At 74.0% G+C, this 20,638-nt stretch carries 17 protein-coding genes and 1 pseudogene; 11 read left to right on the top strand and 7 right to left on the bottom strand.

The features are described from left to right. The first annotated feature begins 20 nt into the window (after positions 1 to 20). The 3 genes from KF840_01780 (at position 21) to KF840_01770 (ending at position 3,350) form a co-directional block, all read left to right on the top strand. Entirely contained in the window at positions 21 to 2,441 is a 2,421-nt protein-coding gene (locus KF840_01780; GenBank protein MBX3023618.1) for a hypothetical protein, read from the top strand. A gap of 76 nt (positions 2,442 to 2,517) precedes the next feature. Next, a complete protein-coding gene (locus tag KF840_01775; protein ID MBX3023617.1) occupies positions 2,518 to 3,099 on the top strand; it encodes a thioredoxin family protein in 582 nt (193 codons plus the stop codon). An 86-nt stretch (positions 3,100 to 3,185) separates the two neighbouring features. Beyond that, on the top strand, positions 3,186 to 3,350 hold the full coding sequence (locus KF840_01770; protein ID MBX3023616.1) for a DUF1427 family protein: 165 nt from the start codon (positions 3,186 to 3,188) through the stop codon (positions 3,348 to 3,350). A 7-nt stretch (positions 3,351 to 3,357) separates the two neighbouring features. Here the strand turns inward: KF840_01770 and KF840_01765 are convergent, their stop codons facing one another. Further along, complete coding sequence (locus KF840_01765; protein ID MBX3023615.1) at positions 3,358 to 4,176, bottom strand: FadR family transcriptional regulator; 819 nt, start codon at positions 4,174 to 4,176, stop codon at positions 3,358 to 3,360. 94 nt (positions 4,177 to 4,270) lie between these two features. Here KF840_01765 and KF840_01760 point away from each other — a divergent pair, with 94 nt between their 5' ends. Further along, positions 4,271 to 5,392 carry an amidohydrolase gene (locus KF840_01760; GenBank protein ID MBX3023614.1) on the top strand — a complete coding sequence of 374 codons (1,122 nt, stop codon included), beginning with the start codon at positions 4,271 to 4,273 and terminating at the stop codon, positions 5,390 to 5,392. Positions 5,393 to 5,453: 61 nt separating this feature from the next. Here KF840_01760 and aqpZ read toward each other — a convergent pair whose 3' ends face one another. From aqpZ to KF840_01745, 3 genes are all read right to left on the bottom strand, one after another. Then, positions 5,454 to 6,152: an aquaporin Z gene (aqpZ, locus tag KF840_01755; GenBank protein MBX3023613.1), complete on the bottom strand. Its 699-nt coding sequence runs from the start codon at positions 6,150 to 6,152 to the stop codon at positions 5,454 to 5,456. A gap of 146 nt (positions 6,153 to 6,298) precedes the next feature. Next, positions 6,299 to 7,354 carry a Rieske (2Fe-2S) protein gene (locus KF840_01750; GenBank protein ID MBX3023612.1) on the bottom strand — a complete coding sequence of 352 codons (1,056 nt, stop codon included), beginning with the start codon at positions 7,352 to 7,354 and terminating at the stop codon, positions 6,299 to 6,301. Between the two features lie 82 nt (positions 7,355 to 7,436). After that, positions 7,437 to 8,426 (bottom strand): DUF4105 domain-containing protein, encoded by a 990-nt coding sequence (locus KF840_01745; GenBank protein ID MBX3023611.1) that lies wholly within the window; start codon positions 8,424 to 8,426, stop codon positions 7,437 to 7,439. 230 nt (positions 8,427 to 8,656) lie between these two features. On the opposite strand from KF840_01745, the gene KF840_01740 reads away from it, so the two are divergent. From KF840_01740 to KF840_01715, 6 genes are all read left to right on the top strand, one after another. Further along, complete coding sequence (locus KF840_01740; protein MBX3023610.1) at positions 8,657 to 9,127, top strand: hypothetical protein; 471 nt, start codon at positions 8,657 to 8,659, stop codon at positions 9,125 to 9,127. A gap of 158 nt (positions 9,128 to 9,285) precedes the next feature. Further along, the gene (locus KF840_01735) at positions 9,286 to 11,043 is read left to right on the top strand and encodes an ABC transporter ATP-binding protein/permease (protein ID MBX3023609.1); all 1,758 of its coding nucleotides are present in this window, start codon (positions 9,286 to 9,288) and stop codon (positions 11,041 to 11,043) included. Between the two features lie 50 nt (positions 11,044 to 11,093). Beyond that, a complete protein-coding gene (locus KF840_01730) occupies positions 11,094 to 11,786 on the top strand; it encodes a molybdopterin-dependent oxidoreductase (protein MBX3023608.1) in 693 nt (230 codons plus the stop codon). Between the two features lie 119 nt (positions 11,787 to 11,905). After that, on the top strand, positions 11,906 to 13,135 hold the full coding sequence (locus KF840_01725) for a sulfotransferase (GenBank protein MBX3023607.1): 1,230 nt from the start codon (positions 11,906 to 11,908) through the stop codon (positions 13,133 to 13,135). Between the two features lie 87 nt (positions 13,136 to 13,222). Further along, the gene (locus tag KF840_01720) at positions 13,223 to 14,254 is read left to right on the top strand and encodes a DJ-1/PfpI family protein (protein MBX3023606.1); all 1,032 of its coding nucleotides are present in this window, start codon (positions 13,223 to 13,225) and stop codon (positions 14,252 to 14,254) included. Continuing rightward, positions 14,251 to 14,874 carry a DJ-1/PfpI family protein gene (locus KF840_01715; protein MBX3023605.1) on the top strand — a complete coding sequence of 208 codons (624 nt, stop codon included), beginning with the start codon at positions 14,251 to 14,253 and terminating at the stop codon, positions 14,872 to 14,874. Before KF840_01720 ends, KF840_01715 begins: the two co-directional genes overlap by 4 nt. A 9-nt stretch (positions 14,875 to 14,883) precedes the next feature. On the opposite strand, the gene KF840_01710 is transcribed toward KF840_01715, so the two are convergent. Next, complete coding sequence (locus tag KF840_01710) at positions 14,884 to 15,078, bottom strand: hypothetical protein (GenBank protein ID MBX3023604.1); 195 nt, start codon at positions 15,076 to 15,078, stop codon at positions 14,884 to 14,886. Between the two features lie 59 nt (positions 15,079 to 15,137). Between KF840_01710 and KF840_01705 the strand changes: the two are divergent. Further along, a pseudogene (locus tag KF840_01705) lies at positions 15,138 to 17,120 on the top strand (cation:proton antiporter). 2,044 nt (positions 17,121 to 19,164) lie between these two features. Here the strand turns inward: KF840_01705 and KF840_01700 are convergent. Both KF840_01700 and KF840_01695 read right to left on the bottom strand, forming a co-directional pair. After that, positions 19,165 to 19,878 (bottom strand): DNRLRE domain-containing protein, encoded by a 714-nt coding sequence (locus KF840_01700; GenBank protein ID MBX3023603.1) that lies wholly within the window; start codon positions 19,876 to 19,878, stop codon positions 19,165 to 19,167. Beyond that, the gene (locus KF840_01695) at positions 19,868 to 20,569 is read right to left on the bottom strand and encodes a hypothetical protein (protein ID MBX3023602.1); all 702 of its coding nucleotides are present in this window, start codon (positions 20,567 to 20,569) and stop codon (positions 19,868 to 19,870) included. The genes KF840_01700 and KF840_01695 overlap by 11 nt, the downstream gene beginning before the upstream one ends. Positions 20,570 to 20,638 lie beyond the last annotated feature (69 nt).

Genomic DNA, 20,638 nt, shown 5'->3' with positions numbered 1-20,638 from the left:
CGCCAACGCGGCCGCGGGCGATGCGGCGGCGTGAGCTTCTCCGCCTCGCGGCGGCGAGCGGCATCGCCATGATGGCCGGCATCGGCGCCCGCGGCCGGGCGCGGGCGCTGGCGTCGCGCGGCGGCGGCGTGGGGGCGAGTCCATACGGCCGCTGGGTGCGGCGCGGCGGCGTGCCGGCGTTCGTCTACTCGGCCGACCAGGAGGCGCTCGCCGCCGCGGAGTGGGATCCGATCCTCGCGCCGCGCACGCGCCGGCACTGGGTGATGGTGGGCAACCGCGCCATCCGCATGCAGGTGGCGAACGACGGCACGGTCGGCGTCTTCGACGAGGGCGACGGCCTGCGCTGGCTCACCGCTCCCGACCCGGTCGGCACCGGCATCTCGCTCGTCGCCGAGAGCGACGGCAGCTCCTGGGGAAGCGACTACCGCCAGCGCGGCGGCGCGGCGCCGCCGCTGCGCACCTTCGGCCCGACCTGGTTCGAGGTGCGCGACTCGCGCGCCGGGCTGGCGCTGGCGCGCCTGGTGCTCTGTCCCGAGGGCGAGGTGCCGTGGCTGCTGGTGCGGGTGCGGCTGTCCCTGGCGGCCGACGCCGCGGAGCGCCGCATCGAGCTCAGCGAGCAGTGGGCGCTGCGGCCGCGCTTCTGCAACTTCCTCGAGACCGCGGACCAGCGCCGCCAGCGCGCCGAGTTGGCGGTGCAGTACGAGGTCGCCACCGGCATCGGGATGGTCGAAGCGCGCGAGCGCTTCGCGTCCCCGGATGCGGGCGGCGCGGTCGGCCAGGCGGCGCAGGCATTGATCGGGCCGCCGGCGACCCTGCGGCTCGAGCAGCTCGGCGCCCGCGCGGCGGTCGCCAGCGCCGCCGGCGCGCCGCATCCGACGCTGCGGTTGGCGGTGCCGATCGCCCTGCAGCCGGGCGAACGCCGCGAGCTGTGGTTCCGGTTCGGACGCCCCGATGACGCGGCGATCGACCCCGCCGCCGTGCTGCGCGACTCGCGCCGCGCCCTGGCGGGTCGCCTGCCGCGCGCCGGCGCGCCGCGCGCCCCCGAGGCGCGGCGCGAGGTTCCCTGGCACGCGGCGCTGCTCACCGGCGGGCTCGCCGCCGACCGCGTGCTCGGCGGCCATTCGCTCAACCAGGGCTCGGCGTATGCCTACGCGATCGGCTTCAACGGCGCGGCGCGCGACCCGTTGCAGCACGCCCTGCCGCTCGTCTACCTCGATCCGCCGCGCGCCCTCTCGGTGCTGCGCAACACCTGCGCCTGGGCGGGGGCCGACGGCGACCTGCCGTACGCGCTCGACGCCAGGAAGCAGCCGCAGGCGTTCGGCTTCCGGCCGTCGGATCAGAACCTGTGGGCGCTGTGGCTGGCGAGCGAGTACGCCGCCGCCACCGGCGACCTGGCGGCGTTCGATGCCGCGCTCGCCTATCACCCGTCGCGCGCCGCCGAGCCGGTGCCGCTGCGCGAGCACCTGCGGCGGCAGTTCCGCTTCTTCGTCGACCGGATCGGCCGCGGCGAGCGCGGCCACGTGCGCATCCTCAACGCCGACTGGAACGACGTCGCCATCGCCGAGTCCGGCGTCGACCGCGCGACGATGATCGAGCGCGGCGGGTCGGTGCTGAACTCCGCCATGGCCGCATGGGTGCTGTCGGTGTTCGCCGGGCTGGCGGCGCGGCTCGGCGAGGCGGCGCTGGCCGGCGAGGCCGCGGCGCAGGCCGCCGAGCTGCGCGCCCTGGTGGCGCAGGCGTGGAACGGGCGCTGGTTCCACCGCGCCTACGCGCCCGGCGTCGCGCCGGTGGGCGAGCACGACTGCTGGCTCGAGGTGCAGCCGTGGGCGATCCTGTGCGGCGCCGCTGATGCGGCGCAGGCGGCGTCGCTGCTGGCGACGCTCGACCAGGGGCCGCGCGCCGGCTCGCCGCTCGGGACGCGCCTGCGCTGGCCGGCGGAACCCGGTCGCGTCGAGGCCGGCACCTGGGGCGACGGCACCAGCGGCGGCATCTGGTACGCGATCGAGATGACCCTGGTCTGGGCGGCGGCGCGCCATGACCCCGATCTCGCCTGGGAAGCGTGGCGCCGCATGACGCTCGCCGCCCACACCGCCGCCTACCCCGACATCTGGGAAGGCACGCTGTCGGGGCCGGACGCGTGGAACGGTCCCGAATCGACGCGCCCGGGTCGCACCTGGTCGGCGGCGCCGCTGTTCGCGATGCAGCAGTATCCGGTGAACAACAACCACAGCCACGCCCAGCCCCTGCTCGCCTACCTGCGTCTGCTCGGCATCGAGCCGACGCCGCGCGGCAGCCTCGCCGTCGGCGGCGGCGCCCGCTTCCGCAGCCCGACCTTCAGTCTCGGCAGCGACGGCCACGGCGCCGTGACGGCCAGCGGTCCGGTCACCGTCGAGAGCGCGCACGGCGCGGTCAGCGGCGGCGCCGGCGTCGTGCGCTGGTAGGGTGAGAACGACGAACGCGGTCGGTCGTCTTCCTCCCATCTTGCGCGCACCCGCCGTCCGGCGCAGAACCCTGCCCATGGTCGCAGTGAATTCGACGATGCTGCCGCTGGGCACGCCGGCGCCCGACTTCCGCCTGCCGGACACCGACGGCAACCTGGTCGCCCGGGACGACTTTCGCGACGCGCCGGGCCTGCTGGTGATGTTCATCTGCAACCACTGCCCGTACGTCATCCACATCCGCGACGGGCTGGCGCGGTTCGGACGCGACTACCAGGCCCGCGGCCTGGCGATGGTCGCCATCAACAGCAACGACGCCAGCGTCTATCCCGACGACCGGCCGGAGCGGATGGTCGCCGAGCGGCGGCGCGCCGGTTACGTGTTCCCCTACCTCTACGACGAGACGCAGGCGGTGGCGCGCGCCTATCGCGCCGCCTGCACGCCCGACTTCTTCCTCTTCGACCGGGCGCGGCGGCTGGTGTACCGCGGCCAGTTCGACGACAGCCGCCCGGGCAGCGACCGGCCGGTGACCGGCGCCGACCTGCGCGCCGCCGCCGACGCGGTGCTGGCCGGCGAGACGCCGGGCCCCGAGCAGCGACCGAGCATCGGCTGCAACATCAAATGGAAGACCGGCGCCGCGCCGGACTACTTCCGGCGCTGACCGTGTCCGCCGCCCGCTGGCAACCGATGGTTGACGGCGGGGCGCCTCGGTTGCGCCGGCGCCGCCGGCCCGCGTACGAGCGGCGCATGACGAAATCGCTCATCGGCCTGCTGCTCGCCTTCGCCATCGGCGCCACCTGTCGGGTGTTCGACGTCCCGGTGCCGAGCCCGCCGAAGCTGATGGGGGCGCTGCTCGTGCTCGCCATCACCGTCGGCTATCTCGCCGCCGACCGCGCGCTCGGCGGCGGCTGAGGCGGGCTCAGCCGCGCTGCGCGGCGTGGCGGGTGACCTTGGCGCGGCCCTCGTGTTGCCCGAGGACGGTGGCGGCGAGATCGGTGAGGTAGCGCCGCCACTGCGTCTCGGCGTCGGCGCCGCGACCGGCGGCGATGGCGGCGGCGACGTCGCGCTGGGCGCGGATCAGGCGGCGGCGGAGCTGGTCGCGGCCGGCGGCGTCGACGTCGATCATCGGCGTGCGCGACACCGCCTGGCGCGCCACCAGGTCGTGTAGCAGGCGCACCAGCAGAACCAGCGCCGCGTTGCCCGAGCACTCGACCAGCGTCTCCTGGAAGCGCATGGCGAGGGTCGCCAGCGAGTCGCCGCCGTCGACCATCCGCTCCTCCTCGGCGATCACCGCCTCGAGCTGCCGCGCCGCGTCGCCCGGCGCGCGCTCGGCCGCCAGGCGGGCGGCGGCGGGCTCGAGCATCAGGCGCACCTCGTAGACGTCGGCGATGGTGGCGCCGCGCAACTGCAGCAGCAGCGCGCAGTGACCGGAGGCGGCGCGGATGTCGGGCTCGCGCACCCGCGCCCCGCCGTGCGCGCCGCGCGCGATCTCGACCAGCCGCTCGGCCTCCAGGATGCGCAGCGCCTCGCGCACGGTCGGCCGCGCCACCCGGAAGTGCGCCAGCAACTCGCTCTCGTTGGGCAGCGGGTTGCCCGGCCGCAACTCGCCGCGCGCGATCTGGCCGCGCACCGCGTCGGCGATCAGCTCAGCCGCCTTCGGCACCCGCACCGGCCGCGCCGGCGCCAGCGCCGCCGGCGGCGTGCGGTCCTGCGGGCCGCGTTTCGGTCTTGCCCTCATGGTTCAATTCGTATAATTCGATAGCGAATTAATCAATCTCCCCAGCCCGCGGACCCGCGCACGCATGCCGGGCCGCCAGGAAAGGACGACCCGCATGACGCGCCAGTACTCGCTGATCTCGGCCGACTCGCACGTGCTCGAGCCGCCGCACCTGTGGACCACCTACATGCCGAAGAAATTCCACGACAAAGTGCCGCGGGTGGTGTCCGACGGCGAGGGCGGCGAGGCGTGGCAGTTCGCGCCCGACATTCCGCCGGCGCCGATCGGCATCTACGCCTCGGCCGGCCGGGCGCACGAGGACATCCGCTGGACCGGCGTCACCTTCGCCGCCGCCAACCAGGGCAACTTCCGCGGCCAGCCGCGCCTCGAGGAGCAGGATGCCGACGGCATCGACGCCGAGGTGATGTTCGGCTCGGCGCGGATGATGAGCCATTTCTTCTCCGACCCCGACCCCGAATTCCAGCTCGCCGGCGTGCGCGCCTACAACGACTGGCTGGCGCAGGAGATCCTGTCCGTCGATCCGAGCCGCCTGATCGGCCTGGCGGCGATGCCGGCGCTGAACGTCGAGGCGGCGATCGCCGAGATGGAGCGCTGTCTGAAGCTCGGCTTCAAGGGCGTGTGGCTGAACACCATGCCCAGCGTCGGACCGGCCATCCGCCCGGAGGACGACCCGTTCTGGGCGGCGGCGCAGGCCAACGGCGTCGCCATCCACTTCCACGTGCGCGTCATGCGGGCCCTCGCCAAGCCGAAGCCGAAGGGGGCGCGCGGCGACGACCTCATCGGCCTCGCCAGCGTCGGCGCCGCCAACATGATCGTCGACATGGGCGAGATCATCCAGTCGGGCGTGCACGATCGCTTCCCCGACCTGACGTGGGTGATGGTCGAGGCCGGCTCGGGTTGGATCCCCTACATCCTCGAGCAGCTCGACGATCGCTGGGAGCGCAACCGCTCCTGGCTGCCGGTCAAGCTGCAGCACGAGCCGAGCTTCTACTACCGCCGCAACTGGCGCTCGACCTTCATGGTCGACCGCTACGCGATCGAGAACCGGCACAAGATGGGGGTCGACAACCTGATGTTCTCGACCGACTACCCGCACCACGGTTGCGACTGGCCGCACACCCGCGAGACGGTCGACAAGCTGTTCGCCGGCGTCCCCGCCGACGAGCGCGCCAGGATGTGCGCCGGCAACGCGGTGAAGCTGTACGGGCTGGGCTGACCTGCCGGGGCGACGGCGGCGGTCGCGCCGCCGTCGCCCCCGGGTGCGCGAATCCGGCCGGCTACTCCTCGCCGCCCTCGATCAGGGCGCGGTAGGCGAACCCGCCGGCAGTGCCGCCGAGCAGCGGCGCCACCCAGAAGAGCCAGAGCTGGGCCATCGCCCAGCCGCCGACGAAGAGCGCCGGTCCGGTGCTGCGCGCCGGGTTCACCGAGGTGTTGGTGATCGGGATGCTGACCAGATGGATCAGCGTCAGCGTCAGTCCGATCGCGATGCCGGCGAAGCCGGACGGGGCGCGCGAATGGGTCGCGCCCATGATGACGAACAGAAAGGCGAAGGTGAGGACGAACTCGGCGACCAGGGCGGACTGGAGCGAATAGCCGCCCGGCGAGTGCTCGCCGTAGCCGTTGGCGGCGAAGCCGTTGGCGAGGCTGAAGCCGGCGGCGCCGCTGGCGATCACGTAGAGCACGGCGCTGGCGAGCACCGCCCCGGCCACCTGGGCGACGACATAGGGCAGCAGCTCGCTGGCGCTGAAGCGGCCGCCGGCGACCAGGCCGAGCGACACGGCGGGGTTGAAGTGGCCGCCGGAGACGCGGCCGACCGCGTAGACCATCGTCAGCACGGTGAGACCGAAGGCCAGGGCGACGCCGGCGAAGCCGATGCCGAGATTGTTGGGAAAGGCGGCGGCGAACAGGGCGCTGCCGCAACCGCCGAAGACCAGCCAGAATGTGCCGATGAGCTCCGCCGCCAGTTTGCGCGACAATGGCATGACGACCTCCTCGCGTATGGTTGGGCTCGGCAGGCGCACCGGGCGACCGCCGAGCGCGTGATCCGCACAGTGGCCTGAACCGACCGGCCGACGAACGCCTCCCGCGACTCACTGCCGCCATAGCAGCGGCCGGCGACTCGTCAACCGACGGCTCCGTGGGTGGCGCGCAGCGGCAGCGGCGGCGCGTCGATCGCGGCCGGCGGCTCGCCGTAGAACTGCGCCGCCCAGGCGCGGTAGCGGCCGATCGGGCCGTCGCCCTGGGCGAGCGCCGGCGGGTGCACGTAGCGCTTGTGCTCCCAGATGGCGAAATCCTGGCGGGCGTCGGCGACCAGACCGATCAGCAGCCCGTAGCCGACGGCGACGGCGCGCAGGCGGCGCGGGATCCAGCGCAGCAGCCGGTGGACGTCGTCGCCGTTGCCGTCGCCGCTGGCGGCGAGGTGGAGGGCGAGGCGGTGGCCGTCGATCGGCGTCGGCAGCACCCAGAGACGGGCTCGGATGTCGAAGCCGCGCACCAGGACGTCGACCTGCGAGTAGCCGAGGCCGTGGATGTGGGTCTCGAACTCGAAGTCGAAGCGCAGCCGGGCGCGCCGGCCGAGCAGCGGCAGCGGGCGGCGCGAGGCGTAGGCGGTGCTGAGATAGGGGCCGTCGGTGACGACGTCGCGCAGCATGCGGACGGTGTCGTAGCCGTGCACGTGCGCGAAGTGGCCGAGGTCGACGCTGTTCTCGGTCGTCTCCTGCGGATGGGCGGCGAGCTCGAAGCGGCGATGGACGGGCCGACTCCAGCCGCGCTGCTCGAGCGGCGGCACCTCCCAGGGCGGCGCCGCGCCGTCGGCGCCGTGGTAGACGAGCACCATGCCGTTCACCTCGCGCACCGGCCAGGTCGCCAGCCGCGCCGCTGGCGGCGGCTTGCTGTCGTAGCCGGTGGCGACGCAGGCGCCCTCGGCGTCGAAGCAGAAGCCGTGGAAGCCGCAGCGAAGCTGCTCGCCGCGCACCCGCCCGGCGTGGCCGAGATGGGCGCCGAGGTGCGGGCAGTAGGCGTCGATCGCCGCGACGCGCCCCGCGGCGGTGCGCCACAGCACCAGCTCGCGCCCGAAGGCGGCGCGGCGCAGCAGGCGCTCCCGCGACAGTTGCGGCGAGAACGCGAGCACGTACCAGCCGCTCGGATACGGCGGCAGGGCGCGGGTGGCGGGGGCCATGTACCGCGACCGCATACCGCATCGAATGCGGCGTGGGGAGGGGCCGTGAGCCGACTCTCACGGAGCCGGCGCGGCCGGCGGCTCAGGGGGCGGGCGGCGGCTGCGGCAGGCCCTCGCGGATGCGGGTCGAGAAGTCGGGATCGTCGTTCGCGGCGCGGGCGCGCTCGCTGATCGCGCTGCGCGCCTTCAGCTCGGCGAACGGCAGCCCGGTGTCGATGACGCCGTTCTCGTACAGCATCTCGTCGAGATAGCCGTTGACCAGCAGCCGCCAGTCCCAGGGGCGCGCCGCGCCGACGTGCCGGGTGTGCATGCGGATCGTCGTCGTGCAGTTCTGGGTGGCGGCGTCGTAGAACACCGGCTGCGCCGCGAGCTGGTTCATGCGTTCCACGTAGTCGAGCAGCAGGGCGCGGACGGCGGGGAGCGGGGCGCGCAGCCGGTAGAGGTAGGTGTCCTCGCCGCGCACGTTGGTGCGCACGCGGATGACGTCGCGCTCGTCGGCGGCGACGTAGTAGAGCTCGTACTGCTTGAAGAAGCCGGCGATCGCCGAGTACGACTCGCCCTTCTCCTTGCGGGTCTCGATCGAGATCGCGAGGTGGTCGTCGCCGCCGAAGTCCCAACTGACGATGGTGTGGGCGATCGCCGGCGAGCCCCAGTGGGAGAGGACGAGGTCGACGCCGCGCAGCCGCGACAGGTCGTAGGTGCGGGTCTCCCAGCTCGGCCGGAAGTCGCTGTCCGAGCGGTACTCGAAGTTGCGCACGTTGTGCAGGGTGAGGAAGTCGCCGTGCACCTCGCCGGTCGGCGGATGCGCGACGTCGTCCTGCCAGTCGCGGTCGTTGCGCGGCTCGAGGTGCGTCCACCAGACCAGCAGCATTGCGAACGCGGCGGCGAAGGCGAGCAGTCCGCGGCGCCGCGGTCGCACCAGGAGGAGCAGCGCCAGGCCGCCGGCGCTCCAGGCGATCGGCAGCGCCGTCGCCAGCGCCGGCGGTGCGGCGAAGCGCAGCGCCAGCGCGCCCCAGACCAGCAGGAGCAATGCGACGGCGAAGGCGAGGGCGGCGAGCACGCGGCGCGGCATCGCCGTCTTCTGCCACACCCGCCGCCCTGATTGGAGGACCGCGCTCCGCGGGCGGCTGGTTCCTTTCGGCCGCCACCGGCTGCAAGCGGCCACCGGCCCCGCGCCAACCGGAAAAATGCCGTCCGGGCAAGCCTTTTCCGGGCCTGGCACAGGCGCTGCAATTCCCTTCTCCCGACTGTCTGGAGCGCGCCGGCGGCTGGAGATGCCGTCGCCGCGCAGAGGAGGAGACCATGCAGCACGCCCCGGTGGAGATCTTGACCAGCGACCCCTTCGTTGCCGACGACGGCCCGATCGTCAGCCCGTTCGTGCGCGAGCAGCTCGAGGATCTGCTCGGCGGTCCGCGCGCCAACGGCGTCGGCGGGCCCGAGAAGGCGTTGATGCAGGCGATGCTGCAGGACGCGGTGCTCTGCCTGATGTGTCAGGCGGCGCCGATGAACGAGCGGCCGCAGCTCTATGCCGAGGCGCGCGCCTGGGTGGAGTCGCGTTCGCGCGCCTGGGTGTTCGCCTTCGAGAGCGTCTGCGAGGCGCTGGGCATCAATGCCGACTACGCGCGCTGCCGCCTGCTGGCGCTGGCGGACCGACCGGCGGACGACAACGCCACCTCGCGCTGCGCGCTGCGCTCGCTGCGCAAGGGCGGCGGCCGGCGGCGCAAGGCGATCCACTTCATGGTGCAGCGGCGCCGCCGCCTCGGCGCCGAGTAACCCTCTCCTCCCCCCGCGCTCCCGGCCGTCCCCCCCGCGGCCGGGAGCGCCGCCGCCGGCGGCGATTTGCGCCCCGGCGGCACCGCCTGTAAGCGCGACGCGGGACCGGTCGCGCGTCGCGCTGGCGGCGGCGACCCGTCCCGGGAGGGAGTCGCCGCATGTCAGAACTCCGCATGCCGCGGAGCGCCGTGTTCGGGCGGGCGTTCGCTCGCGAGCTCTGGCGGTTGGTTCGCATCTACTGGACGTCGCGGTCCGCGCGCTGGGGCGGGCTGCTGCTGCTGGGGGCGATCAGCCTCGAGCTGGCGACCGTCTACGGCAACGTCCTGCTGTCGGACGGCCAGCGCCGCATCTTCGACGCGCTCGGCGACCGCGCCGCGGCCGATTTCGGGGTCGGCCTCACCTTCTTCCTCGCCGCGGCGCTGGGCACCCTCCTCGCCGCGACGTTCCGCATCTATCTGCGCCAGCGCCTCGAGATCCACTGGCGCGAGTTCCTCACCAACGACTACGTCCATCGCTGGGTCGGCGCCCAGGCGTACTGGCAGGCCGAGCTGCACCAGGGCGACATCGACAACCCCGACCAGCGCATCGCGGAGGACATCCGCGACTTCGTCGCCAGCGCCCTCGGCCTGTCGCTGTCGCTGCTCTCGGCGGTGGTCACGCTCGCCTCCTTCGGCGGCATCCTGTGGCAGCTCTCGGGGCGGTGGCCGATCCACGTCGGCGACGTCGCGTATCACGTCCCCGGCCTGATGATGTGGGTGGCGATCATCTATGCCGTGCTGGCGATGTGGGTGACCCACCTCGTCGGCCGCAAGCTGGTGCCGATCAACTTCGACCGCCTGCGTTGCGAGGCCGACTTCCGCTACGGGCTGGTGCGCTTCCGCGACCATGCCGAGGCCGTCCTGCTGGCGCGCGGGGAAGGGGTCGAGCAGACATCGCTCGCCGCCAACTTCCGCTGCGTGGTGGCGAACTACCTGCGCCTGATCGGCGCGCAGCGGGACCTGACGCTGCTCACCAGCGGCATCGGCCACGCCAACACCGTCGTGCCGCTGCTCATCGCCGCGCCGCTCTTCTTCGCCGGCCATCTGACGCTCGGCATGGTGGCGCAGGTGCGGGTCGCCTACGCCGAGGTCTCCGGCGCGCTCACCTGGTTCGTCAACGCCTACCAGGAGATCGCCCGCTGGCGCGCCAACATCGAGCGTCTGTCCACCTTCGCGCGCGCCATGCGCACCACCGCGAAGGAGGTCGACCCGGACCGCGCCGGGCTCCACGTCGCCCCGGGTTCCGAGCCGGTGCTGCGTCTCACCGACGTCCGCCTCGACGCGCCGAGCGGCACGGTGCTGGTGCGCGGCGCCAACGGCACCGTCCGCGCCGGCGAGCGGGTCGCCATCCTCGGCACCGCCGGCACCGGCAAGACGACCCTGTTCCGCGCCATCGCCGGCCTGTGGCCGTTCGGCGCCGGCCGCATCGAGATCCCGGCCGCGGCGCGCATCCAGTTCGTTCCGCAGCGCGCCTATCTGCCGATCGGCACGCTGCGCGCCGCCGTCACCTATCCGTCGCCGCCCGACGACGTGCCGGCCGAGCGCATCGCCGAGGTGCTCGAGATGCTCGGCCTCGGCCATCTGGCGCCGCACCTCGACGAGCGCGCGCACTGGGAGCAACGGCTCTCCGGCGCCGAACAGCAGCGCCTCGCCGTGGCGCGCGTCTTCGTGCAGTGTCCGGACTGGCTCTTTCTCGACGAGATCACCTCGGCGCTCGACGAGGCGAGCGAGCAGCAGGTGTACGAGCTGCTCGCCGAGCGGCTGCCGAACGTCACCGTCGTCGCCGTCGCCCAACGTCCGATCGCCCTCCGCCACTTCCCGCGCCGCTGGTACCTGTCGCCGGTCGACCACGGGCCGGCGATGCTGCAGGCCGGGTGATCGCCGTGGACCGACGTCGGGATTCGCGGTAGAGCGAGCGCGGCGCCGGCATGAACGACGAGACCCGCGACCGCATCCTCGCCGCGCGGCAAAAGCTGCGCGAGCGCTTTCTCGCCCGCCGCGCCCAGACGCCGGCCGCGGATGCCCGACCGCAGGGCAGCGGCCCGCCGAATCGGCACGGCATGCCGAAGATCCCCGTCGGCCAGACGCCGACCGCGCCGGGCAAGTGGCCGGTGCTCGACCTCGGCATCCATCCGATCATCCCGCTGCACCGGTGGTCGCTCGCCGTCGACGGCGCCTGCCGCCTGCCGACCCGACTGAGCTGGGAGGACTTCAGCGCCCTCGAGCAGGTGGACGACGTCAGCGATTTCCACTGCGTCACCGGCTGGTCGCGCCTCGACGTGCCGTGGCGCGGCGTCCGCCTCTCCACCATCGCCGCGCTCGCCGATCTCGAGGACGACGCCGCGGTCGTGCTCTGCCACGCCAAGGACGGCTACACCACCAACCTGCCGCTGGACGAGGCGCTCGCGGACGACGTCCTGCTCGTCCACACCGTCGACGGCCAGCCGCTGCCGCGCGAGCACGGCGGGCCGGTGCGCGTCATCACCCCCCAACTCTACGCCTGGAAGGGCGCCAAATGGGTCACGCGCCTCGAGTTCCTGCGCCACGACCAGAAGGGCTTCTGGGAGCAGCGCGGCTACTCGAACACCGCCAACCCCTGGCGCAACGACCGCTATTCCTGACCTGCCCGGAGCGCGGCGCGGGCGCGCGCTTCCGACCCCGCGGCGGGCGCGGCGACCGTCCCACCGCGGCGCGTTCCGCGCGCTGGACCACGGGGGCGCCCGTGTGCTGAAGCGCCCCCATGCCGCTGCCGCTGCCCGTTCGCGCCTTCAATGCCGCCGGCGGTGCCCTGCGCGCCGCCGGCGTGCCGCTGCTCCGCCTCGATGCGGCGTCGCTGTGCGCCCGCGCCCGGCGCGCCACCGGGCTCGACGACTTCGGCGATCCGTGGTTCCGCGAGCCGTTGGCCGTGCTGCTCGCCGCGCTCGAGGGCGAGGCCGCGCTGCATCTGCTCGGCCGCGTGATCGCCCGCCGCGATCTCACCCGCCTGCTCGAGAACCGGCTGCGCATGACCGACGTCATCGCCCGCCATCCCGAGATCACCGCGGCGCCGATCCGGCGACCGCTGTTCATCGTCGGCCTGCCGCGCACCGGCACCTCGATCCTGCACGAGCTGCTGGCGCAGGATCCCGCCAACCGCGTCCCCATGACCTGGGAGGTCATGCACCCGTACCCGCCGCCGGAGCGCGCGACCTACGCCACGGACCCGCGCATCGCGGCGCTCGACCGGCACCTCGCCGGCGTCGATCGCCTGCTGCCGGAATTCAAGACGATGCACCCGATGGGCGCCGAGCTGCCGCAGGAGTGCGTCGCGCTGACCGCGCACGACTTCGCCAGCATGCTGTTCAGCACCACGCACCGCGTGCCGAGCTATCAGGCGTGGCTCGACCGCGCCGACCTGCGGCCGGTCTACCGCTCGCACCGCCGCCAGCTCCAGTACCTGCAGTGGCGCTGTCCCGCCGAGCACTGGGTGCTCAAATCGCCCGGCCACCTCTGGGCGCTCGACGCCCTGCTCGCCGAGTACCCCGACGCCTGCGTCGTGCAGACGCACCGCGATCCGCTCGCGGTCGTCGCCTCGCTCGCCAGCCTGGTCGCCACGCTGCGCGCCATGGCGAGCGCGGACATCGACCGGGCCGCGATCGGCGCCGAGTGGACCCGCTTCCTCGCCGACGGCCTGGCCCGCGCCGCCGCCAGCCGCGACCGCTGGCCGACGACCGCGCCGCCGCCGTTCGACATGCAGTTCGCGGAATTCCTGCGCGACGAGATCGCCATGGTGCGCCGCATCTACGCTCACGTCGGCCGCGCGCTGAGCGGCGAGGCCGAGACGCGCATGCGCGCCTTCCTGGCGCGCAACCCGCGCCACAAGCACGGCGCCCACCGCTACACGCTCGCCGACGCCTCCCTCGATCCCGCCGTCGAGCGGGCGCGCTACGCGGCGTACCAGGCGCGCTTCGCCGTCCCCGGCGAGCGCTGACGGACCGCCGCGCGCTCCCGGCGCGTTGGCAGGAATTGCGTGCAGAAGGTCATTGCCGCCACCGCGCGTCGCGCCTAGTCTGCCGCCATGGCCAGGCGGCAGGCGCGAACCCGGCGGGTGGTGATCCTGATCTTCGACGGCCTGCAGTCGCTCGACGCGACCGGGCCGCTGGAGGTCTTCGCGCTCGCCAATCTCGAATGCCAGGAGCGCGATGCGGGCGCGCCGCCCGCCTACCGCGTCGAGGTGGTCGCGCCCGCCGCCGGGCCGGTGACCGCGCACTCGGGGCTGCGGCTGCTCGCCGATCGCGCCTGTCGCGACGTCGGGCCGGGCGTCGACACGCTGATCGTCGCCGGCGGCGACGTGCGCGCGATCGCCGCCGATCGCGGCGTTCGCCGGTGGCTGATTGCCTGGTCGCGGCGGGTGCGCCGCCTCGCCTCGGTGTGCAGCGGCGCCTTCATCCTCGCCGAGGCCGGTCTGCTCGACGGCCGGCGCGCCACCACGCACTGGCGCGCCGCGGCGCGCCTGGCGCGGCGCTACCCGCGCGTCCGTGTCGAGGCGGACGCGATCTTCGTCCGCGACGGCCGCCTCTGGACGTCCGCCGGCGTCACCGCCGGCATCGACATGGCGCTGGCGATGGTGGCCGAGGACCTCGGGCACGCGCTCGCCCTCGCGGTGGCGCGGCGGATGGTCGTCTTCCTCAAGCGCCCCGGCGGCCAGTCGCAGTTCAGCGCCCACCTGGCCGCGCAGACGCCGGCGCCGGGCCGGCTGCGCGACCTGCCGGCGTGGATCGTCGACCACCTCGCCGAGGACCTGGCGGTCGAACGCCTGGCCGAGCGGCTGGCGATGAGCCCGCGCACCTTCGCCCGCGTCTTCCACCGCGAGACCGGGGTCACGCCGGCCAAGTTCGTCGAGCGCGCCCGCCTCGACGCCGCCCGCCGCCTGCTCGAGGACGAGGCGCTCGGGCTCGAGGAGGTGGCCAGCCGCGCCGGCTTCGCCTCCGGCGAGCAGATGCGCCGCGCCTTCCGCCGCCATCTGCGGGTGCTGCCGTTCGACTACCGCCGCCGCTTCCGCCGCGACGCCGCCGCCGGCTCGCCGCCACCACGAAGGAGACTCGCATGAGCCAGCAGACCTCCCGCCGCCTCGGCGCCCTGTTGTTCCCCGGCTTCGAGCTGCTCGACACGTTCGGGCCGCTGGAGCTGTTCGGCCATCTCGGCGGCATCATCGACATCGTCACCATCGCCGCCGCGGCCGGTCCGGTCGCCAGCGCGCAGCGGGTGCGCGCCGTCGCCGATCACGGCTTCGCCGACGCGCCGCCGTGCGATCTGCTGCTGATTCCGGGCGGCATCGGCACCCGCGCCGAGATCGACAATCCGGCGCTGCTCGACTTCCTGCGCGCCCGCGTGCCGCAGGCCGAGCTGACGATGACCGTCTGCACCGGCACCGCGCTGCTCGCCCGTCCCGGCCTGCTCGACGGCCGCCGCGCCACGACCAACAAGGCGGTCTTCCAGTGGGTCGCCGACCAGGGGCCGAAGGTCGACTGGGTGCGCGCCGCGCGCTGGGTCGAGGACGGCCCGTTCTTCACCTCGTCCGGCGTCTCGGCGGGGATGGACATGTCCCTCGCCGTGATCGCCAAGCTGCTCGGCCAGGACGTGGCCGACACCCTCGCCACCGGCGCCGAGTACGATTGGCACCGCGACGCGAGCTGGGACCCCTTCGCCAAGGTGCACGGCCTGGTGTGAGGAACCGGCTCAGCGCCGGCGCCGCGTGTCGCGCCAGTACACGTAGTACCCCGCGAGGGCGGCGCCGATGACGGTCGGGACGATGGGCGCGCCGAGCCAGATGATCATGGCCATGACCGCGAGGATGGCGCTGGCGATGGCGAACCGGGCGGGGTGCTCCATGCGCCGTTGGTGACCGAGCCACGGCGGCGAGTCAACCGCCATCGTCGCCGCCGCCTGTCGCCGCCGACACCCCTTCTCCCGTCGCCGCATCCCACGTATGGATGCCGCCCATGGGCCACGACGCGATCGCCGAAGCCGTTGCCCTGATCCTCGCCGCGGCGCTCATCGCCTACGCCTGCTTCCGCATCGGCCTGGTGCCGATCGTCGGCTTCCTCGTCGCCGGCGTGGTGATCGGGCCGCACGGCATCGGCCTGGTGCGCGACCAGGCGATGGTCGACGCCGCGGCCGAGATCGGCGTCATGTTCCTGCTCTTCACGATCGGGATCGAGTTCAGCCTGGAGAAGCTGGCGCGGATCCAGCGGCTGATCTTCGGCGGCGGCGGCCTGCAGGTGGCGAGCGCGTCGCTCGGCATGCTGGCGCTGTTGGCGCTGTTCGGCGTCGAGTGGCGGGCCGGCCTGTACACCGGCTTCCTGGTCGCCCTGAGCTCGACGGCGATCGTCCTCAAGCTGCTCGCTGACCGCCTCGAGACCAGCAGCCCGCACGGGCAGGTGGCGCTCGGGCTGCTGATCTTCCAGGACCTGGCGGTCATCGTCATGGTGCTGCTGGTGCCGATGCTGGCCGGCGGCGGCGGCTCGGCGGCGGCGATCGGCTCGGCCCTCGGCCGCGCCGGCGCGATCATCGCCCTGGTGCTGGTCGTGGCGCGGCGGGTGATGCCGCCGGTGCTCGAGCAGGTGGCGCGCACCTGTTCGCCCGAGCTGTTCCTGCTCAGCGTCATCGCCATCTGTTTCGGCACCGCCTTCCTCACCAACCTCGCCGGGGTCAGCCTCTCGCTCGGCGCCTTCCTCGCCGGGCTGGTGGTGAGCGAGAGCCGCTTCAGCGAGCACGCGCTGGGCGAGATCCTGCCGCTGCAGATCCTCTTCAGCGCCGCCTTCTTCGTCTCCGTCGGCATGCTGCTCGACCTCGCCTTCCTCGTCACCCACCTGCCGCTGGTGCTGCTCGCCGTGCTGGCGGTGCTGCTGGTCAAGGTCGCGACCACCGCCGGCAGCGTCCGCCTGCTCGGCTACCCGCTGCCGGTCGCCGCCGCCAGCGGCCTGATGCTGGCGCAGATCGGTGAATTCTCCTTCGTGCTCGAGCGCGCCGGGCGCGCGCTCGGGCTCAGCCCGGCGGGGCTGGGGGCGGACGGCTCGCAGGTATTCATCGCCTCGACCGTGCTGCTGATGGTCGCGACGCCGCTGCTCTCCTCGCTCGGCGTGTCGTTCGGCCGCCGCTTCGGCCAGCTCGCGGAGGCGCGAGTGGAGCAACGGGCGCCGGAGGCCGGCACGCACGCCGGGCTCGAGAACCACGTCGTCGTCGCCGGCTACGGCGACGCGGCGCGGCGGCTGGTGCGGGTGCTGCACGGCTCGCACATCCCGTACGTCATCACCACCCTGAGCCCGACCGGCGCCAACGAGGCCGATGCCGACGGCCTGCCGGTGCTGCGCGGCGACGCCACCAAGCTGCACACCCTGCAACTCGCCGGCGTCGAGCGCGCCAAGCTCCTGGTCATCGCCGACGACGATCCCGGCACGGCGCGGCGCATCGCCGCGGTGGCGCGCACCGTCAATCCGACCATGCGCATCCTCGTGCGCACGCCCTACGTCGCCGAGGTCGAGGCGCTGGCGGCGGTCGGCGTCGACCGCGTCATCGCCGAAGAGCTGGAGAGCGTGGTGCAGTTGTTCACCGACGTGATGCGCACCTACCACATCGACGGCGGCGAGATCCTCGAGCACGAGGAGGGCATCCGCCGCGCCGGCTACGCGGCGCTGCGCGACCTCGGCCGGCCGGGCGAGCCGGTCGCCGAGTGCACGCTCGGCCCCGACTGCCTGGACCGGCGCACGGTGCTGGTGCGCGCGGGCGCGCCGGCGGCGGGGCAGACGCTCGCCGCCCTCGACCTCGAGCGGCGATTCGCCATCCACGTCGAGTCGCTGCGCCGCGGCGCCCGCGCGCTCGCCGAGCCCGCGGCCAGCACCGAGGTGGCCGCCGGCGACGAGCTGTGCCTCGCCGGCTCGGCGGATGCCTTCGCGCAGGCGGCGCCGCTGTTCCGCGTCGGCACGCTCTCCGAGGCCGAGACGGCGGCGCTGGAGAGCGCCACCGAGCGGCGGCGGGTCGACACGACGCAGCGCGTCGAGCTGCGCCCGGCGGCCGACGCCGCCTGCGCGCACCTCGACCGCATCACCGTCGTGCGGCCACGCACGCCCGGCTGCGAGGAGTGCCTGCGCGACGGCACACGCTGGGTGCACCTGCGCATCTGCATGAGCTGCGGCCACGTCGGCTGCTGCGACTCCTCGCCCTACCGACACGCCACCGGCCACTGGCACGAGACGCAGCACCCGATCATGCGCTCGCTCGAGCCGGGCGAGACCTGGGGCTGGTGTTTCCCGGAGGAGGTCCAGTTGTAGCCCCCCCGGGCTCGCCCCGATGCAACAAGTTTTGTTTCCTCCGCCTCTCTGGGGTTGGAGGGACGCATGGCGGGGCCACGAATGAACGGGAGAGGTATCTGGCTGGCGGCGGCAGTCATCTGGCTCGGCGCGGTCGATGCGCAGCGCCTGTCGGCGACGACGCCGACGCCGCTGAGGTCGTGTTGCGACGGCACGGCCTGCTGCGGGGGCTCGGTGGACGGGGCGGGTGCTCCCTGCCAGCTCGCCTACGGCGCCTCCGGGACGGTGACCGATGCGCGCACCGGCGCGCCGCTGGCGCGGGCGCGCGTCACCGTCGCCGGCATCGAAACGCTGAGCAACGACGATGGCTCCTACGGCGCCTTCGGCAGCCGGCCCGACACCTGCCAACTCGACTACGACGTTCCGGTGCTCGCCGAGGCGGATGGCTACGCGCCATTCAGCGACGCCCCGTACACGTCGGTGCCGCTGCGCCAGCTCGACATCCGACTCGAGCCGCTCGACGCCGGCACCGGCCACACGATCAGCGGCGTCGTGACGGAATCGCCGCCCTGCGACGGCGGCGTCGACGGCGTCACCGTCGTGCTCGAGCCGCTCGGTCGCCGCACCGAGAGCGCCACGGTCGGTCTGTCCCCCGGCTTCTACGCCTTCACCAACGTGCCGCCGGGCGAGTACACGGTGCGGACCGAGCCGGCCTGCACCCTCGACGGCTGCTGGGCGCCGCGCCCGGTGACGGTCAGCACGTTCGACGTCGGCGCCTCCTTCTGTCCGACCCTGCGGGCTGACGTGGCGCGCCTGGACATCGCCGACGTCACCGGCGCGCCCGGCGCGACCGTGCCGGTCGACGTGGCGCTGCACACCGGCGGCGTCGCCCCCGCCCGCGTGACGGCCACGATCGACTTCGCGCCCGAGGCGCGCATCGCGGTGGCCGCCGCGGGCGGACCCGACTGCGAGCCGGTCGCCGCGGTCGAGGCCGCCAGCTTCGGCTGGTTGCCGGTCGGCTGCGCCGCCGGGGTCGACTGCGCCGCGGTACGGGCCGAGGTGCAGATCGGCGCCGCCGTGGTGGCGGACGACGCCGTGCTCTTCCGCTGTCAGGCCGCGATCACCGATCAGCCGGCCGACACCTGCTCCCACCAACTGCGCTGTCGCGATCTGACGCTCACCGCCGCCGGCGGCGCGCCGCTGGACGCCATGTGCGCGCACGGCTCGGTGACCTCGCGGACGCCGCAGGCAGGACTGGGGTTCGCAGTCGCCGTCACGCCGGACCAGCCGGTAGTCGGCGACTCGGTCGAGGTACGGGTGACGGTCAACGGTCGCGGCGGGATCCCGAGCTTCCGCCTGCTCGGCGCCGAGCCCCTCCTGAGCGGCGAGACGTCCGTGGCCGGATCGGGTCCGGTGTCGCAGACCGTGACCTTCCGGCTCACCGCGGTCGGCAGCGGCGCCGCCAGCCTGCAACTGTCGGTCAACTACGAGTCCGAGATCGGCTGTCCGGGCAGCGTCTTCTACGGTTTCGTCGGCGACGTCTCGGCGCCCTATGCGCTCGTCATCGCGGCCGGCGACGCGCCGACCCCGACGCCGACCCCGACCCCGACCGCGCCGGTGGCGGCGTCGCCGACGGCCGACCGCGATCGCGCCGGCGGCGGGGGGTGCGCGATCCAGGCGCCGCCCGGGGTCGACGGCGACCGCGGGTGGCTCACCCTGATCGCCGCCGTTCTCGTTCTCGCCGGCGCAGGGCGAGCACGCCGAGGGTCGACAGCGCGGCCAGCACCAGCATCCGAGCGCCGCCGGAGAGGGCGGGGACGGCGCGTTCCGGGAGATCGATGACGAGCAGCGGCGGGCGCGGCGGCTGGGCGTCGCTTGTCGCGATCTCGATGAGGCGGCCGCCCGCCATCGTCGACTCGTCGCTCGCCGCGATGCGCAGCGAGAGCACAGCGGGCATCGGGCCGGCGCGCTGGGCGCGCACCAGCTCGCTGACGTCGATGGTGGCGACGCTGCCGATCGTTTCGCTGACGACGGCGGTGGCGATCGGCGACGGCAGCACCGCCGGCTGGGTGTTCCAGGTCACGGTCGCCTCGTCGAACCCGCCGTCGACCAGCGCCACCGTGACCGGGAGATCGGGCGGATCCGGCGCGCCGCCGCTGAGCAGGATCCGCAGGCGGGCGCCGCGGATCTCGGTCCCCGCCGGGATGGCGCCGAGATCGAAGGCGAGCAGGGCGCGGTCGATGGGGTATTTCGGCGCGCCGCCGACGCCGACCTCGGCGATCGAGAAGCCGGCGAAGTTCACCGTCGCCATCTCGCTGTCGACGAAGGTATCGGCCGTCGCCTCCAGCGTCACCGCCGCCCCGGCCGCGGTCGCGATGCCGAGCAGCGCCGCGACGGCGCCGGCGGCGGCCAGCCTACGCGACATCGTAGTGCGCCTCGGTCGCCAGCGCGGCCAGGGCATCGGCGAGCTGCCAGCGCAGGCGGTACACCGCCGCGCCGCCGGCGGGGTCGGAGGCCACCGGCTCGATGAGCTCGCAGCCGGGATAGTCGGTGAACGGGCGTGACAGCAGCGGGTGCCGATCCCAGGGCGCCCAGGCCTCGACGTGCGTGTAGCCGAGCTGGCGGGCGGCGCGGAACCCTTCCAGCAGCGCCGTGCGGAAGACGCGGACGGCATCCTCGGCGCCGAGCTGGTCGAAGCGGACGCCCGCGGCACGGACGCGGAAGGTCGTGCGCCGCTGCTCGCGCAGCGCGTGCTGCGCCACCTCGGCGGGCGAGGCGTCGGCGGCGAGCGCGATCGCCGGTCGGATCGGCGGCACCTCGAAGAACGCCACCGCGACGCCGTTGCGGGTGATCACCGGCGAGTCGGGACGCGTCTGCGCCAGCTCCGCCGCCCAGCTCAGCGGCCACTCGCCGCAGCGGCCGAAGAAGGCATCGCCGTCGTTGACGCACGAGGTCATGATCGCCTGCAGCGCGCTCGCGTCGGCGCTCCGCACGGGCCGTGCGGCCAGCGTGCCACCGAGCGCCGCGGCGCGGCGGCGCCCGAGCAGACCGACCCCGGCGAGGGCCAGCGTGCAGCGGCCGAGCAGGGTCAGGAAGGTGCGTCGTCCGGTCCGCATCTCGTCTCGCGCGCTGCGCTGCCTGTTAGCGCATGGAGACGAGCGATGTCACGCCGGCGATGGCGTCCG

Source organism: bacterium (genome assembly GCA_019637795.1).
Classification (GTDB): Bacteria; Desulfobacterota; Binatia; order HRBIN30; family CADEER01; genus JAHBUY01.
The sequence above is the reverse complement of the archived record's forward strand: the minus strand, read 5'-3'. Positions and strand labels throughout refer to the sequence as shown.